We start from the raw sequence: 16,831 nt of genomic DNA on the forward strand, positions 1-16,831 counted from the left end.
GATAAGCACGGCAAATTTCAATCGATCCACTGTGTTTATTTTCATTTACCTTGATAAAAAATGCTCCAGAACTCACTTAAAACCCTGCCTTTAATCAGGTTTAAAAATACCTATCATCTGATCTGTCGCCCTAGGTGTTTTTTCTACCTTTTTTGGGGTTCTTTGCTCAACATAATTACATTCTACACATTCAACCACTTCAATCTGGTTTTCTTCCCAAACTCGTAAGCTATCAGGCTGTTTACACATAGGGCAACTCGCCCCAGCAATGAATCTTTTTTTGATTATCATGCCAATTCCATATTTCCATTATTGGATCGATTTAATCCCAATGATTTTGGGTTTGACGATCGCTTTCCATCTCACGATCAAAAATTTCTTCTAATTCTTTACGCGCTTCTTTGGCCCGGATCCCCATGTCTTTATCTTCCATATGTAATGGCAATAATTCTTTGAGCATCGTGGTGTCTAATTTGCGAAAATGCGCTTCAGCACGCTTAGCTTGATAAGGATGCATGCCAAGTTGAGTCAATACCTGGCGCCCTAAATCTAGCGCCCCTAAAAAGGTTTCTCGTGAAAATAAGGTTACCCCCATATTCAATAACCGATACGCTTCAACTCGGCTTCGCGCACGCGCTAAAATTTTCAAATTAGGGAAGTGTTGTTTGCATAGCTCCGCAATTTTTAACACTTCATCGGGTGAATCAGTACAAATAGCAATCGCTTCAGCTTGTTCAGCACCTGCTGCTCTTAATAAATCTAGCTGAGTGGCGTCACCGTAATACACTTTATAACCAAACTTTCTTAATAACTGAATTTGGCTGGCATCACTTTCTAATACCGTGATGCGGATCTTGTTAGCGTATAACAAACGTCCAACCACTTGTCCAAAACGACCGAAGCCAGCAATGATGACTCTAGGTTCTTCATTGATCACATCAGACTGCATATTATCCGAAATATTAATCGTCCGATTAAACCATTTCTCTTGAGCCAGCAAAATAAGTGGCGTGGTCATCATCGATAAACTAACCACCACTAATAAAAAAGAACTCACTTCGCTTCCAAGCAAACCATGACCTGTCGCGGCGGTAAATAATACGAAAGCAAATTCCCCCCCTTGACTTAAAATTGCCGCCATTCTGCTTCGCGCTTTAGCTCTTGTCCCCATAAGGCGAGCTAATATGTAAAGAATAAGCGCTTTAATACTGACTAACGCTGCTACTGCTGCCAATATTTTCAAAGGGTAATGAATGAGTAAATCAAGGTTTACAGCCATGCCTACCGACATAAAGAACAAACCAAGTAGCAGCCCTTTAAATGGCTCAATAGCACTTTCTAACTCATGGCGATATTCACTTTCTGCCAATAGTACTCCCGCTAAGAATGTCCCTAGAGCCATAGATAGACCCAGTTTTTCCATTAAGACGGAAATACCAATCACCAGCAACAAAGCCGCAACAGTAAAAAGCTCACGGACTCGGCTCATCACCACATAGCGGAAAATTGGACGCAATAAATAATGCCCGCCCACTAATAGAGCCAACACCCCTCCAATCATCCACACCGCATCTAACCAATCCCCACCAACATTACCAGCCAACAAAGGCAATATTGCTAACATAGGAATGACCGCAATATCTTGGAATAATAAAACAGCAAAGCCAGATTGCCCTGTTTCAGTGCCTGCTAGTCCTTGCTCTTCGATAACTCGTAATGCTATCGCCGTCGAAGACAACGCAAGCCCCATTCCAATCACTAAACTATTTTGCCAACTAATGCCAAACCAATTCGCAATCGCAGAAATAATTAATGTGGTCACCGCCACTTGAGCGCCACCTAATCCTAAAATAGGTATGCGCATTTGCCATAATTTTTTGGGGTTTAGCTCAAGGCCAATCAAGAATAGAAGCAACACAACCCCCAGCTCAGAGAAATGCATCACACTGTCTACATCACTAATTAGCCCTAACCCCCAAGGACCAATCACAATACCAGCCAGTAAGTACCCTAAAACAGAACCAAGCCCAAAACGTTAAGCAAGAGGAACGGCAATCACTGCTGCCGATAAGAACACCACGCCGCTTTGTAAAAAATCAATTGTTGATGCCATATATTTCCCTCTACTGAGATAACTCAAACGGGTTCATTAGCCACTGACGGTAGGCTTGCGCATGCTCTACTCTCTGTGCCTGATGCACATTCCTTGCCCAATATAAAACCAAAGGTTCAATCCAATTCATTTGGCATAACTTAGCGGTTAGCTCAAAAGGCTGCAAAATTTGTTCCAGCGGATATTGGTTGTAGCCTTGAGCTGAAAACGCCTCTTTTTGACCACCAGTGGTAATCACACTACGCCAAGATTTTCCCTGCAATGCTCGGCCCTTACCAAATGCAAATCCCTTGCCAAGTACAGTATCCATCCACTCTTTCATTAAAGCTGGGCATGAATACATAAACATGGGGTGCTGGAACACAATCAAATCATGTTCCAGCAACAAACGGTGCTCCACGGCCACATCAATAAAAAAATCAGGGTAACAAGCGTAAAGATCGTGGATCTGCACATGTGGTAGATCTTTTATCGCTTTCAGTAGAATTTGGTTGGCCACGGAATGTTCAGGATCGGGGTGGGCATAAATCACCAAAATACGTGGTAACGCGACGTCTGTCGCCTCAGTTTGACTTTGTTGTTGAGCGTGATCTGACATCGCTGTCTCCATACAATCTACACTGCAAAATTTGATGTCCCATAATTAGAAGTATAACTACCTCAACACAACTCTGTTTCGTTATCAGGAAACCCCGACACTTTATCACGTAAATTCATCCGATCGTAAATCGTTTATTGATCGACATTTATCCTTGAAACGCCTACTATTCAAGGCGCACATTGCGTCCGTTTCGCTTAACTTTTCATTCGCAAAACCTTAGATAAGACTCCTATGATTACATTTTCAGATATTCAATTGCTTCGCGGTGGAAAACCATTATTAGAACAGGCTTCAGCCACCATTCATCCTGGCGATAAAGTAGGACTTGTTGGCAAAAATGGTTGTGGTAAATCCACCCTATTTGCATTATTGAAAGATGAGCTTTCTATCGATGCGGGTAATTTCCAAATGCCTTCGTATTGGGAATTGGCTTGGGTTGCCCAAGAAACCCCAGCATTAGAACGCGCAGCATTAGAGTATGTGATTGATGGTGACCGTGAATATCGCCAATTAGAGCTAGCCCTGATTAAAGCAGAACAAGACGATAATGGTAATTTAGTCGCTGAGTTGCACGGCAAAATCGAAACAGTCGGTGGCTACACCATTAAAGCTCGCGCCGCTGAATTATTAAATGGCTTAGGTTTTAGCCAAGCTCAAATGCAATGGAGTTTAACGCAATTTTCTGGTGGCTGGCGTATGCGTTTAAACTTAGCACAAGCTCTACTGTGCCGTTCAGATTTATTATTGCTCGATGAGCCCACCAACCACTTAGATTTAGATGCCGTACTTTGGCTAGAAAAATGGCTACAGAACTACCCTGGCACGTTAATCTTAATTTCGCACGACCGGGATTTTCTCGACCCTATTGTCGGTCGAATCATTCATGTAGAAAATCAACTACTCAACGAATACACCGGCAACTACTCCTCATTTGAGACCCAACGCGCGCAAAAATTAATGCAGCAACAAGCGATGTATTCTAAGCAACAAAAACAAATGTCGCACATGCAAAGCTACATTGATCGATTTCGTTACAAAGCCTCGAAAGCTCGCCAAGCACAAAGCCGAATTAAAGCCTTAGAAAAAATGGAGAAAGTTCTCCCCGCTCAGTTCGATAATCCATTCAGCTTTGAATTTCGGGAGCCTTCTGCTTTACCCAATCCAATCATGATGATGGATGAAGTTTCCGCAGGTTATGGGGATAACCTTATCCTTAAACATATTCGACTCAATCTAGTTCCGGGCAGCCGAATTGGTTTACTCGGTCGCAATGGTGCAGGTAAATCCACCTTAATTAAACTGCTTTCTGGTGAGCTGAATCCACAAAGTGGCGATCTTACCTATTCTCAAGGGGTAAAAATTGGCTATTTTGCCCAGCATCAATTAGAAACACTGCATCCCGAAGAAACACCTTTACAACACATGATGCAAATTGCGCCCAATCATACCGAGCAACAACTGCGCGATTACCTCGGAAGCTTTGGTTTTGTAGGTGAAAAAGCACTCGACAAAGTCGCACCATTTTCAGGTGGCGAAAAAGCTCGCTTGGTTCTAGCCTTAGTTGTATGGCAAAAGCCGAACTTATTGCTGCTCGATGAACCAACCAACCACCTTGATTTGGATATGCGCCAAGCCCTAACAATGGCACTGCAAACCTTTGAAGGGGCGATGGTTATCGTGAGCCATGATCGCTATTTATTACGCGCCACCACCGATGATTTGTATTTGGTTGACTCACAGCAAGTTGCCCCTTTTGATGGGGATTTAAACGACTATTATAAATGGCTCACTGATCAGCAAAAACAAGACAAAAAAGAGGCACAAGGCGATGTTGATAGCACACCAAGTATTAATAGCGCCAACGCACGTAAAGAACAAAAACGTTTAGAAGCAGAATTACGCAAGCAAACTGCACCAATTCGCAAAAAACTGACACAACTTGAAACGAAAATGGACAAACTAGGTACCGAGTTGGCCGATGCTGAACAACTATTAAGTGATGTATCACTCTATCAAGATGAAAATAAAGCTAAACTCACTGAAGTATTAACCATTCAAGCTAGCCGAAAGTCTCAACTCGAAGACGTTGAAATGGAATGGATGGCATTGCAAGAAGAACTGGAATCACTCAACCAATAATATGAATCAATACTCACCGCTTCCTCTCACCTTAGAACGCTTATGGCAATTTAGTTTGCAGCATTACAGCGTGCGTGACATCAAAGAAGCGTGTTTACATCTACAAAATCACCATCAAGGTAACGTCAATTTAATTTTGTTATTAAAATGGCTCGATGAGCATGAACTAGCCTTCTCTGAAGATCAATGGATCCAATTGGAAACCGCCATTGACCGAACACAAAGTTTATTAAGCCAGTTCCGTTATTATCGTCGTAAAGCCAAACCGCATTTACCCGACACCTTGTACCGTGAGTCACTTCAGTTTGAACTTCAACTTGAGCGCCAGCAACAATCCGATTTAGTCACATGCCTCAATCAACTAACTCTGACACCACAACAAGGCATACCAATGACTCACCAATATTGTTTGAAACAAGATGCCAAACATTTGTGTGAGCATTTTTATGCTACCGCTTCTCGCCGCTAATGTGCTTCACCGGTCTTTTTCATCAATCAATCTATTTTTCATCCATTACTCTATTTTTCGCCAATAGCTATGTTTTTACCAATACCTCTCTTTCTCACCGATAAAAAAAGCAGTATTTATGATTATTCCTTGGCAACAAATCGATCCCGACACCTTAGAAAACCTCATCAAAGAATTCATTTTACGTGAAGGCACGGATTACGGCATGCAAGAAACGTCACTGGACACCAAAATAAAACAAGTTAAAGCTCAATTACAGGCAGGAAGCATTGCAATTGTTTTTTCAGAATTACATGAAAGCGTTGATATCAAAGCGATTAATGAATTGCAATGAACCTCAACCTCCCGACTTTTCGGCCAATAAATATTTGAGTATTCATCACGACACATCTTCACCACTATTTATTCTTGCCTAACATTCCCCTACACTGGTCTTCATTATTGAAGTCGGAATGAAGGATTATTATGTCGTCGAAACATCCCATTATTGCAGTAACAGGTTCTTCAGGTGCAGGTACCACCACCACCTCAGAAACCTTCAGAAAAATGTTCAATATGATGAATATTAAAGCATCGTGGGTTGAAGGGGACAGCTTTCATCGCTACACACGCCCCGAGATGGACGTCGCCATTCGAAAAGCAAAAGAACAAGGCAAACACATTAGTTACTTTGGCCCCGAAGCCAATGATTTTCCTTCTCTAGCCGATTTTTTCAAAAAATATGGGCAAAATGGGGCAGGAAAAGTTCGTCGTTATCTCCACAGCTTTGATGAAGCAGTCCCCTATAATCAAATGCCAGGCACCTTTACGCCGTGGCAAGATCTCCCAGAAAATACCGACGTACTTTTTTATGAAGGCTTACATGGTGGTGTCGTGGATGGGGATGTCAATGTCTCTCAACATGTTGATTTTCTGATTGGCATGGTTCCGATAGTCAACTTAGAATGGATCCAAAAATTCGTCCGAGATACCCGAGATCGTGGCCATTCACGAGAGGCCGTCATGGATTCTATTGTTCGCTCCATGGATGATTACTTAAATTACATTACTCCTCAGTTTTCTCGCACCCATATAAACTTTCAACGCGTTCCAACGGTTGATACCTCAAATCCACTTAATGCCAAAGGCATTCCAAGCCTCGATGAAAGTTTTGTGGTTATTCGTTTACGCGGGATTAAAAATGTCAACTTCCCATACTTACTTGCCATGATAGAGGGATCTTTTATGTCTCGCCATAATACCTTAGTAGTGCCGGGTGGTAAGATGAGTTTTGCCATGGAATTGATCATTCAACCGATTCTTCATCAACTGATCGAAACTGGAAAAATTGGTTAAGATGCATGGCAAAAGCACGCAGACTATCCAGAGTGTGAGTTCGTGCACATTTTCACTGCCGAATTTCCCTATCTGATCCGATCAAAGTCAAGAAATCACAGCAAGAAAGGGGTAGTATTTATAGGCTACTGCAAACAACTTGCAGCTATAACAATTAACACCTATTCTATTTGACCAGTTTAGCCGGTCTCAGGATGAATGACTCAAAACTGAGCAAGCCTTGTAGAGGAAGTAACAAATTATGGTTCTAGGTAAACCTCAAACTGACCCAACATTAGAGTGGTTTCTATCGCATTGTCACATCCATAAGTACCCATCAAAAAGTACTTTGATTCACGCTGGCGAGAAAGCAGAAACCCTTTATTACATCGTAAAAGGGTCTGTGGCAGTATTAATCAAGGATGAAGAAGGCAAAGAAATGATTTTGTCTTACTTGAACCAAGGTGACTTCATTGGTGAATTAGGCCTATTTGAAGAAGACCAAGAGCGTACCGCTTGGGTTCGAGCCAAATCTCCTTGTGAAGTGGCTGAAATTTCATTTAAGAAATTCCGCCAACTTATCCAAGTTAACCCTGATATTTTGATGCGTCTTTCTGCCCAAATGGCAAAACGTCTGCAAATCACTAGCCAAAAAGTTGGTGACTTAGCATTCCTAGACGTGACAGGTCGTATCGCTCAAACGCTACTAAACCTAGCGAAACAACCAGATGCAATGACGCACCCAGATGGCATGCAAATTAAGATCACTCGTCAAGAGATCGGTCAGATTGTTGGCTGTTCACGTGAAACGGTTGGTCGCATCTTAAAAATGCTAGAAGAGCAAAATTTGATTTCAGCCCACGGTAAAACCATCGTGGTTTACGGTACACGTTAATCCTCGTTTATAGATAACGATAACCCCGTAAGAAGAAATAAAGCCACTGACTTAAAAGATTCAGTGGCTTTTATTTTATATTAGCTTTTCGAAGCTTGAGCTTTACTTCTTATGACTCAAATACCTCGAAACCGAAAACCTACCCTATCGCTGGCAACACACCTAAGCTAATCATCACTTGTAGCACAATAATAACGATGCCAGCGGTAAGTGTCAGCATTAAGGCTGGCGTACCACCTGAAACAGTAAAAGCTTGCTTGTCTTGGTGTTGTACACGAGATTTCATCACCATCGTCACCGGCAATAAAATAGCGAGTATCGCCAATGCGATCGCCGCATAGCCAAGCGCCATAATAAAACCTTGTGGGTAAAATAATGCAAAGCACAATGGCGGCACAAAGGTCACTAGCGCAATACCAACACGGCCACCTTTGCTTTGGTTTTTATTTAAGCTGTCGCCTAAGAATTCAAATAACCCTAAACTCACACCTAAGAAAGAGGTGATTAATGCTAAGTCGGCAAATACGGAGACTACTTGTGAAATAGCCGAGCTATGAATCACTTGAGATAACGTACCGACTAATGCTGTCACATCACCTGCTTGAGATAATGTTGATTGATCAACTACACCTAGCGTGGCCAGTTGCCATAAGATATAAACCACTAGCGGCAATAAAGAACCGAAAACCATCACCTTCTTCAAAGCTTTCATATCAAGGTTTAAATAGCGCACTACCGCAGGAATGCTACCGTGAAAACCGAAAGAGGTAAAAATCACTGGCAATGCAGCCACAATCAGGCCTTTTTCTAATGGCATATTAAGTAGATGAACCGCTTGAATATTAGGCGTTAAGAAGAACAGCATGACCGCCATAGCGATTAGTTTACAGGTGAATAGCACGCGGTTAACTCTATCTACCGATGAAGTACCAAAGGTCACAATCGCTGCAATTAAAATAGTAAAGATTAACGTTCCAACACCATTGGATACATCAATGGCAAACCAGTTATGTAATTTGTCATTAAACTGACCGCCACCACCCGCGATGTAGGCTGCACATAGCGCATAAAAAAGAAATAGCATGGCAAACGTCGCAACCCATTTGCCTTTATCACCTAAAAATTGTTTGGCTAACGAGTGTAGAGTGGCGTCGTAATCGGCATGTTGGTGCAGCTCTAACATGAGCAATGCGGTATAAGCCATTAGCGCCCACATCCCAATCATGATGATTAAAGACGTGCTAAAACCTAACCCTGCGGAAGCAATAGGTAATGCCAACATACCAGCACCAATCGTGGTGCCCGCAATAATCAAAGTACTGCCTAGAATCTTTGAACTACTCATCTACTTTTTCTTTTTTTAATGAAATATTAAGCTGAAAGGTTACCACTTATAAGAAGTAAATCGAGGTGACATATCAATATATCGATTAAACATTCGACAATATTGACTCAAAACGGGCTTTTATTATGGTGTAAAAATATAATTACACAGTGTAAACAAAAATAAACCCAGAGCAATCTCTCACTCTGGGTTCACTTCAATATAGAGTATCAAGAAAAATTAGATACCATATTGCGCACGGTAAGCTTTTACCGACTCAAGTTGCGCTTCATTATTCCCTTGCTCTTCAAGGTAAGTCACTAGATCACCTAGGCTGATGATCGAAATCACCGCGCAGCCAAAGTCACGTTCCACTTCTTGAATCGCCGATAACTCACCTTTGCCTTTTTCTTGACGATCAATCGCGACCAATACACCCGCGAGATCCGCGCCATTCGCTTTAATGATTTCCATTGATTCACGAATCGCAGTACCCGCTGTGATCACATCGTCCACCAGCATAATACGACCTTCTAATGGATTACCCACTAGGTTGCCGCCTTCGCCATGATCTTTCGCTTCTTTACGGTTAAAGCAATATGGCGTATCGATATCGTGATGATCAGCAAGCGCAACTGCCGTCGTCGTCGCAATAGGAATGCCTTTGTACGCAGGGCCAAACAACACATCAAATTCAATACCAGAATCAGCCAAAGCTGCGGCATAAAAACGACCTAGACGCGCAAGATCGCGGCCAGTATTAAACAAACCCGCATTAAAGAAATACGGACTCGTACGGCCAGACTTTAATGTGAATTCGCCAAATTTAAGAACTTGTTTCTCAAGGGCAAACTCAATAAATTCACGTTGATATGCTTTCATAAAATATCTCTATTTAGTCCCTAGTTCCTAGTGTCTAGTCCCTAGAGGGTTTCATCTTCAATTTCAGCTGTGACAGACTCAAATTGTACTCAAAAAAATAGCCCCTCAATGAGGAGCTATATAAATAAACTATTCCGCCAGAGTGGCTTTCTGGACTGCGATAATATCGTTAATGCCTTTCTCGGCTAAATCTAATAATTGATTCAATTCTTGGCGGGAGAACGCTTCGCCCTCTGCGGTGCCCTGAACTTCAATCATCTTACCTTCTTCGGTCATTACCACGTTCATATCGGTATCGGCAGCAGAATCTTCCACATACTCTAAATCACATAAAGCGTGCTCACCTAGAATACCAACAGAAACCGCGGCAACATGGCTCTTCATTGGGTTCTTCTTTAATTTGCCAGAAGCGACTAGTGATTGGATTGCATCAGCCAACGCAACACTTGCGCCAGAGATAGAAGCAGTACGTGTACCACCATCGGCTTGAATCACATCACAATCCACAGTGATCATCATTTCGCCTAGTACATCCAAATCGACAACCGCACGTAAACTACGAGCGATTAAACGTTGGATTTCCATAGTACGTCCGCCTTGTTTACCGCTTGCGGCTTCACGACGGTTACGCGTATGAGTTGCACGTGGCAACATACCGTATTCAGCAGTAACCCAACCTTTACCACGGCCTTTTAACCAGCCTGGTACTTTTTCTTCAACACTGGCATTACACAACACCTTGGTATTGCCAAACTCTACTAATACTGAACCTTCAGCATAAGCCGTATAATTACGAGTCATTTTAATTGGACGAACTTGATCCGCGGCACGGTCATTTGGGCGAGCTGTAGAAGTCATAGAGTGATACCTAGTTGAGGATATAATTGGGGCAGGATTATATAGAGATTCACCTCAAAAAGCGATCTTATCCCCCGTTTAGTGCTACCATAGCCAACAGAAAATAATCACTTTATTTAGATTAGGAAACATTCAATGATCTACAGCATGACCGCTTATGCCCGCAAAGAAATCAAATCAGATTGGGGCAACGCCGTGTGGGAAATCCGCAGTGTAAACCAACGTTACCTTGAAACTTACTTTCGCCTACCAGAACAGTTCCGTGGACTAGAGCCAATTTTACGTGAGCGCTTTCGTAAGCGTTTAGCACGCGGCAAAGTAGAATGTCACCTACGTTTTGAAGCGAATTCAAAAGCCCAAAGCGATCTCAACATTAATGAAGATCTTGCTAAGCAAGTCATTCAAGCTGCCAAACAAGTCATGTTTCTTACTGGTGAAAACTCTCGCCTTAATCCTTTTCAAATCATGAACTGGCCCGGCGTAATGGAAGCACCAGAGCAAGATATGGATAACATCCAAAAAGAATTACTAAGCGCATTTGAAGAAGCCATGGATGATTTCATCGACGCGCGTGGCCGTGAAGGTGACAACATGAAAGCGCTGATCGACCAGCGTTTAGAAGCGATCACTAACGAGGCGGCTAAAGTTCGCGCGCGCATGCCAGAGATCCTACAATGGCAACGTGATCGTCTAATGAATAAATTTGAAGAAGCCAAAATTGAACTCGACAGTTCACGCGTCGAACAAGAACTGATCTTACTGGCGCAAAAATCAGACGTCGCAGAAGAATTAGATCGCCTAGATTCTCACGTAAAAGAAGCTAACAACATTATGAAAAAAGGCGGCGCGTGTGGCCGTAAGCTCGATTTCATGATGCAAGAATTCAACCGTGAAGCCAATACTTTAGCGTCTAAATCAATCAGCACAGATGTGACTGCTTCTGGTGTTGAGTTGAAAGTGTTGATTGAGCAAATGAGGGAGCAGATACAGAACATAGAATAGATTTTTTCTGTTCTAGAAGACGCTTAGAGCCCTGTTTTTCATTATGAATACAGGGCTTTTCTTAATGAATTATCTTTAACGTTTACTTATCTTTTTTAATTATCGCTTTGAGTGCTGCTATATTGGCTTTTCTACCTTCGGCTTCCTTCAAACGGCGTCGTTGCTCAGCAAAATGATCAAATTCTAATTTGGCTTTATCATCTGCGGCCTTTTTAGAGATACTCCCTGCACCACTTAAAACCTCACGATCATTGAAGCTTAAAAATTGATCAAGCTTTTCAGCCCAATCTTGTAAAAAGACCTGTTTACGGCGAAGAGCTTGGTCTTCAGCAAAATCAAGCCACATATTCACGATGCGATTCAGCTCTTTAATTTCATCTTCGTACAAATAGTTTTTGGCAATAGTTACGTCTGTCTTGCGAACTTCATCACCTTTATAACTGGTTAGCCCCATATCTGGTTTACTGGCATCCACACGACTAGCGATAAGCTCGGCAGCGGTCATCTTCGTAGAGGCATAATGCAGCTTATTTTGGATAGTTTGAAAGAAGCGGTTGGTCTCTTGATTAGATGGTTCATAATCGGCGGCCATCGTAAAGATTTCTTTGACACGCAAATAAACTCGCCGCTCACTGGCTCGGATATCGCGAATGCGTTCAAGCATCTCATCAAAGTAGTCAGGAACGGCAGACTGACCCACAGGCGGGTTTTTCAGACGTTCATCATCCATTACGAAGCCTTTGATAAGGTATTCCTTCAACACCCCTGTCGCCCATTGACGAAACTGCGTACCACGTTGTGAACGAACCCTGTAGCCTACAGCTAAAATTGCATCGAGATTATAGTGGTCAATTTCACGAGAGACTTGTCGAATACCTTCTAATCGAACTATCCGGAATTTCCGGATGGTTGCATTTTGTACAAGCTCACCTTCATTGTAGATATTAATTAAGTGCTCATTAATCGTACGAACATCTTTGTCATAAAGTTCTGCCATCACAGCTTGAGATAGCCATAAGGTATCGGATTCAAAGCGACACTCAACACGAGTTTGACCATCCACACTAGTGAAAAAAATAAACTCTCCTTGTGGAGCTTGAGGTATATTATCTGTCATTCAATTAACCTTATGCGTCATTGATAGGACTTACTTATCTCACCCCATTGCTAACTTAGCAGCTTGTTGCCACATAAAGCTTGGCATTGGCGAGTTTAATTTCCAAGTGATACTCATAGGCTGTGATCCTGTGTGTGAAACGTATTCCACTTCACCATAATTCACAAACCCTAATGTACGACCTAATTCATCTTTAGTTTGCTCTCGAACAAATAAAAATAAACGTTTTTCAATTTTTGAGTGCTGTACATAATCTAGCCCGCGGCCACGATCAGGCCTTGCGCTATTTTGCGATTGCCAATGAAACAAGCTCTCATTAATTGCGTAATCATAATACATAGTGGTTGGAGAAAACTGCTGTTCATTTTTATCTAATGTCACAAACATCAATTCAATATTTTGATCTGAAATAATAAATACACCTTCGCGTGCTGGCGGTTGTCTCTCAAACGTTGTGGCACCAAAAGCGACCAATATCTGTTCTCTGGAATAACGAGCATGTAATCGCAGTGGTACGTCGGGTAAATTATCCATTACCGGCTGTTCATGCTTAGTTTGTGCAAGTTGCCAATTCAAGACATCCAATAACTCCAATTTAAAATCGAACGATCTCAGTTTGGCCAAGCTTTGGGCAATAGAATCAAAACCACAACTAGGCCCAGGCTTCTGCCAAAAATCATAATGACACATCAAAATATGGCGGCTAATTTGATTTTCACTCACAAAGTTATTTTGGCAAAGTTGCTTTAAGAAACTTAAATAAGCATGATCATCACAAGTCAAAATTCGATTATAAATAGCCTTTTTGATCATCTTCAAATGATGACTATCCGCATCATCATTAACCTGATCTTGTGACTTTTGAACCAACTCTTCCCAGCATCCTTTCTTGTATAGCTCATTTAAATCGATATGAGGATGCTGACTTAAGAAATTGGTCAAAGTTAACGGTAGTGTCGAATGTTGAGGATACTGACGGATCATAGTAACGAGACGATTTAATGTTAAGGAAGCTTGTCGAATATTACTCAACACCATTTCTTGAGTACGCTTACTCAACTCAATACGACAGCCTAATGGTACATGAGGAAAGCCTTGTTTGATTTCATTACTGATGGCTCGATTGCTTTTACCAACTAAGGCTCGAAATTTATTGGCAAAATCATATTCTGAACGTGAGTTCCCCACAAAATCTAAGACGGTACAACACTCTTTACCTTCAGATAAACGCAAGCCTCGGCCGAGTTGTTGCAAGAATATGGTTAAGCTTTCTGTTGGCCTTAAAAACAACAAGGTATCGACTTCCGGTATATCGACCCCTTCATTAAAAATATCGACCACACAAAGTACACTGATTGTTCCCGAGCGAATCGCTTGCTGCTTCTGTTGACGTTCATGACTATTGTTGCTGGTCAGTACGTCGGATTTTATGTCTTTTAATAACAATTGCTGAGCCATGTATTCAGCATGTTCTTTACTCACACAAAAGGCTAAAGCTTTCATTTGAGTAATGTCGGTAATCAGCTCCTGCATGCTTAATAAAATCTTATCAAAGCGCGCTTGATTATAAGTATATAGATTGGTTAATTCGGTAATGTCGTAACGACCTCGACTCCAAGAGATGCTTCTAAGATCCGTATCATCATCAATACCAAAATACTGAAATGGGCAAAGATGACGACGATTGATCGCTTCAGGTAAACGGATCTCAGCGGCTATCACCCCACCAAAATCCGCTAAAATATCACCTCCATCATGACGCTCAGGCGTTGCCGTCAACCCAAGCAATACCTCTGGTGAAAAGTATTCTAATACCGAACGATAACTGCTTGCTTTAATATGATGAACTTCATCAATGACGATGTAATCATAGAAGTCAGACGTTAGCGTCAATTGCTCAAGTTGATTGTTTAAGGTTTGAATAGAAACAAACAATTGACGATGGTGTTCTGGCGTGTGCCCACCGACCCAAAGCTCTCCAAAGTTGCCATTACGCAGCACTCCTCGATAAGCCGATCGTGCTTGCTTTAATATTTCTTCACGATGAGCAATAAATAGGAAGTTTGCTTCAGGTTTTTCTTTAACGAAGCGAGCAAAATCAAACGCTGAAATTAACGTTTTACCTGTGCCAGTTGCCGCCACCACTAAATTTCGGAAACGATGATGAACACTACGTTCCACTGCCAATTGCTCTAGAATATCCGTTTGATGAGGGAACGGCGTAATATCAAAGAAATGTGTTGTGCTCGATTGGTGATCACCACGTTGCTGATTTAATGCTTTTTTTAGCTTATCACTACTGACAGCATCTCCGCTAAATCGCTCAAAATCATTAGAAGCCCAATAGGTTTCAAAAGTACTCAATGATTTATCAATAATATGTGGGATCTCTTGCGAGGTGATTTTTAAGTTCCATTCTAAGCCATTGGTGAGTGCTGAATGAGAAAGATTAGAAGAACCTATGTAGCCGGTGTGATAACCAGTATCACGTAAAAACAGATAGCTCTTGGCATGTAAGCGTTCACGATCTGTGTTGTAGCTTAATTTCACTTCGGTATTAGGTAAGCTTGCCAGGTACTCCACGGCTTTAGCGTCCGTCGCCCCCATGTAGGATGTGGTAATGATTTTCAACTCACGACCACTCGACGTAAATTCCTCTAACTCTTTACGAAAAATGCGAATCCCTGCCCATTTGATAAACGACACTAACCAATAAATTTTATCGGCGGATAAGATTTCTCTTTTTAGCTCAGACTCAAGAGACAAACCCGCATTACTACCACAAAACAATTCACTTTGAGTTAAACCAGTTAATGGCGTGATTTCTTTTATATAATTTTGTAGATCAACGGAGATGGGATTTTCTAATTCGTATAATGCGGTCAGAATTTTTCCCTGACTCGCCAGTAAATTTTCTTCAATGAAGCCGTTATCTTGAATTTGGTCTTTAAGCCATAACAATAATTGATTGGATAAGGTAATTTGCTGTTGCAAGCGATCATCACTAGCAGGTAAAGAGTCAATCGCATATTCAAGAATGTGAGATAAGAAACGAGATAGCCAGATAGATGCTTCGCTAGTGTTAAGTTCGCGCTCACCAACATAAAAACGCTCTCGATCAAGCCGATTTTCAATAAGCCCTGTTATTAATTGCTCATAAATTCCAACTTGTTGCATAACGTCCCTTATCCGATGGTTGCTTCTCAATTTTTTATAATAAACTATTTTGTACTAACTCTCGTTAGTGGAGGTCAACATTGTTTCAAATCTAGACCCGCTCAAGTTTGAGCGATTGACAGCTTCCTTTGCTCAGATAGACGATCTAGCTAAAGCCTCTCTTAATGACGAGATGGTATCCGCAAAAAAGAAAGAGAGCTATTTAGGGCGTGATTTATACGTGACTAGAGTGATACAACACTTTTATGCGCATAAAAATGTAAAATTCCACACTTTTCGGCGCGTAAAAGTGCAAAAACTCAACTTGAATACCTGCCTACACAAAGTGACTCTATTTAATACCAAGCATGCCCTCTTAATTGAGGGCTTTTTATTCGCCTCTTTCCAAATATTCACACCTAGTTACAATCAAACAGATGCCGATTGAAACTCAAAGCATCATCATCTGTCTTCCTAGTAGCTAGATCGCATCATTCACAAAGGCATGGTTTGAAAACACTGCATCATCTTCGTACTGCTAACTCAACTCGCTGGGCACTAATTCTTGTGCTGTGGGTGGTTTTAGTGTGCCTGATGAAAAATATGAATGTGTTGTCGGCGGCTTGTTCGGTATCGGCGGCTCAATCGACTAGTGTCGCTCCAAATTTAACGTCACTTGCTGATGATAACATTGAGAATAAGGCTAAACCGGATAGCACGAATGAATGCCACTTATCAGAAAAGCTGCTGCAATTTCATTTTCACCAACTCGATAGTGTGGTGATTAGTACCTTACTGCCGAGCTTAATGATTGCTGCGTTCCTGTGGTTTAGCCTCACCTCCCATCGAATATTTCATAAACCTCCCGTTCCCAAACGGCGACGCCACTTAGAGCTTTGTACTTTCCAAGAATGAGTAATAACGACTAACTCTCGTCATCACTCTCTTTTATTAAGAGAGC

14 protein-coding genes and 1 pseudogene are annotated in these 16,831 nt (G+C 41.7%); 7 read left to right on the forward strand and 8 right to left on the reverse strand.

Annotated features, from left to right (window positions below; genetic code table 11):
• Nucleotides 1-90: 90 nt before the first annotated feature.
• From VCASEI_RS11760 to kefG, 3 genes and pseudogenes are all read right to left on the reverse strand, one after another.
• Nucleotides 91-291 (reverse strand): YheV family putative zinc ribbon protein, encoded by a 201-nt coding sequence (locus VCASEI_RS11760; RefSeq protein ID WP_086960362.1) that lies wholly within the window; start codon nt 289-291, stop codon nt 91-93.
• A gap of 31 nt (nt 292-322) precedes the next feature.
• Nucleotides 323-2,113, reverse strand: a pseudogene (gene kefB, locus VCASEI_RS11765) (glutathione-regulated potassium-efflux system protein KefB).
• Between the two features lie 10 nt (nt 2,114-2,123).
• Nucleotides 2,124-2,711, reverse strand: a complete 588-nt coding sequence (gene kefG / locus VCASEI_RS11770) for a glutathione-regulated potassium-efflux system ancillary protein KefG (protein WP_089110433.1) — start codon at nt 2,709-2,711, stop codon at nt 2,124-2,126.
• A 234-nt stretch (nt 2,712-2,945) separates the two neighbouring features.
• Here kefG and VCASEI_RS11775 point away from each other — a divergent pair, with 234 nt between their 5' ends.
• The 5 genes from VCASEI_RS11775 (at nt 2,946) to crp (ending at nt 7,531) form a co-directional block, all read left to right on the forward strand.
• Nucleotides 2,946-4,853, forward strand: coding sequence for an ABC transporter ATP-binding protein (locus tag VCASEI_RS11775; RefSeq protein ID WP_086960365.1), 1,908 nt, complete (start codon nt 2,946-2,948; stop codon nt 4,851-4,853).
• A 1-nt stretch (nt 4,854) separates the two neighbouring features.
• A complete protein-coding gene (locus tag VCASEI_RS11780; RefSeq protein ID WP_089110432.1) occupies nt 4,855-5,322 on the forward strand; it encodes a TIGR02444 family protein in 468 nt (155 codons plus the stop codon).
• Nucleotides 5,323-5,440: 118 nt separating this feature from the next.
• On the forward strand, nt 5,441-5,656 hold the full coding sequence (locus VCASEI_RS11785; protein ID WP_089110431.1) for a YheU family protein: 216 nt from the start codon (nt 5,441-5,443) through the stop codon (nt 5,654-5,656).
• A 131-nt stretch (nt 5,657-5,787) separates the two neighbouring features.
• A complete protein-coding gene (locus VCASEI_RS11790) occupies nt 5,788-6,657 on the forward strand; it encodes a phosphoribulokinase (RefSeq protein WP_089110430.1) in 870 nt (289 codons plus the stop codon).
• Nucleotides 6,658-6,898: 241 nt separating this feature from the next.
• Nucleotides 6,899-7,531, forward strand: a complete 633-nt coding sequence (crp, locus tag VCASEI_RS11795; protein WP_017025416.1) for a cAMP-activated global transcriptional regulator CRP — start codon at nt 6,899-6,901, stop codon at nt 7,529-7,531.
• A 139-nt stretch (nt 7,532-7,670) separates the two neighbouring features.
• On the opposite strand, the gene VCASEI_RS11800 is transcribed toward crp, so the two are convergent.
• The 3 genes from VCASEI_RS11800 to rph form a co-directional block, all read right to left on the reverse strand.
• A complete protein-coding gene (locus VCASEI_RS11800) occupies nt 7,671-8,876 on the reverse strand; it encodes an aromatic amino acid transport family protein (protein WP_089110429.1) in 1,206 nt (401 codons plus the stop codon).
• A gap of 219 nt (nt 8,877-9,095) precedes the next feature.
• Nucleotides 9,096-9,737, reverse strand: a complete 642-nt coding sequence (gene pyrE, locus VCASEI_RS11805; RefSeq protein WP_086960370.1) for an orotate phosphoribosyltransferase — start codon at nt 9,735-9,737, stop codon at nt 9,096-9,098.
• Between the two features lie 129 nt (nt 9,738-9,866).
• The gene (gene rph / locus VCASEI_RS11810; RefSeq protein ID WP_089110428.1) at nt 9,867-10,595 is read right to left on the reverse strand and encodes a ribonuclease PH; all 729 of its coding nucleotides are present in this window, start codon (nt 10,593-10,595) and stop codon (nt 9,867-9,869) included.
• Nucleotides 10,596-10,730: 135 nt separating this feature from the next.
• Between rph and VCASEI_RS11815 the strand changes: the two genes are divergently transcribed.
• On the forward strand, nt 10,731-11,597 hold the full coding sequence (locus tag VCASEI_RS11815; protein ID WP_086960372.1) for a YicC/YloC family endoribonuclease: 867 nt from the start codon (nt 10,731-10,733) through the stop codon (nt 11,595-11,597).
• Between the two features lie 82 nt (nt 11,598-11,679).
• Here VCASEI_RS11815 and VCASEI_RS11820 read toward each other — a convergent pair whose 3' ends face one another.
• Together VCASEI_RS11820 and VCASEI_RS11825 are read right to left on the reverse strand one after the other, a co-directional pair.
• Complete coding sequence (locus VCASEI_RS11820; protein WP_086960373.1) at nt 11,680-12,714, reverse strand: virulence RhuM family protein; 1,035 nt, start codon at nt 12,712-12,714, stop codon at nt 11,680-11,682.
• A gap of 39 nt (nt 12,715-12,753) precedes the next feature.
• Nucleotides 12,754-15,891 carry a DUF3427 domain-containing protein gene (locus VCASEI_RS11825; RefSeq protein WP_089110427.1) on the reverse strand — a complete coding sequence of 1,046 codons (3,138 nt, stop codon included), beginning with the start codon at nt 15,889-15,891 and terminating at the stop codon, nt 12,754-12,756.
• Between the two features lie 489 nt (nt 15,892-16,380).
• Between VCASEI_RS11825 and VCASEI_RS11835 the strand changes: the two genes are divergently transcribed.
• Nucleotides 16,381-16,785, forward strand: a complete 405-nt coding sequence (locus VCASEI_RS11835; protein WP_086960376.1) for a hypothetical protein — start codon at nt 16,381-16,383, stop codon at nt 16,783-16,785.
• Nucleotides 16,786-16,831 lie beyond the last annotated feature (46 nt).

This window comes from Vibrio casei, from assembly GCF_002218025.2.
In the GTDB taxonomy this organism is placed as follows: Bacteria; Pseudomonadota; Gammaproteobacteria; order Enterobacterales; family Vibrionaceae; genus Vibrio; species Vibrio casei.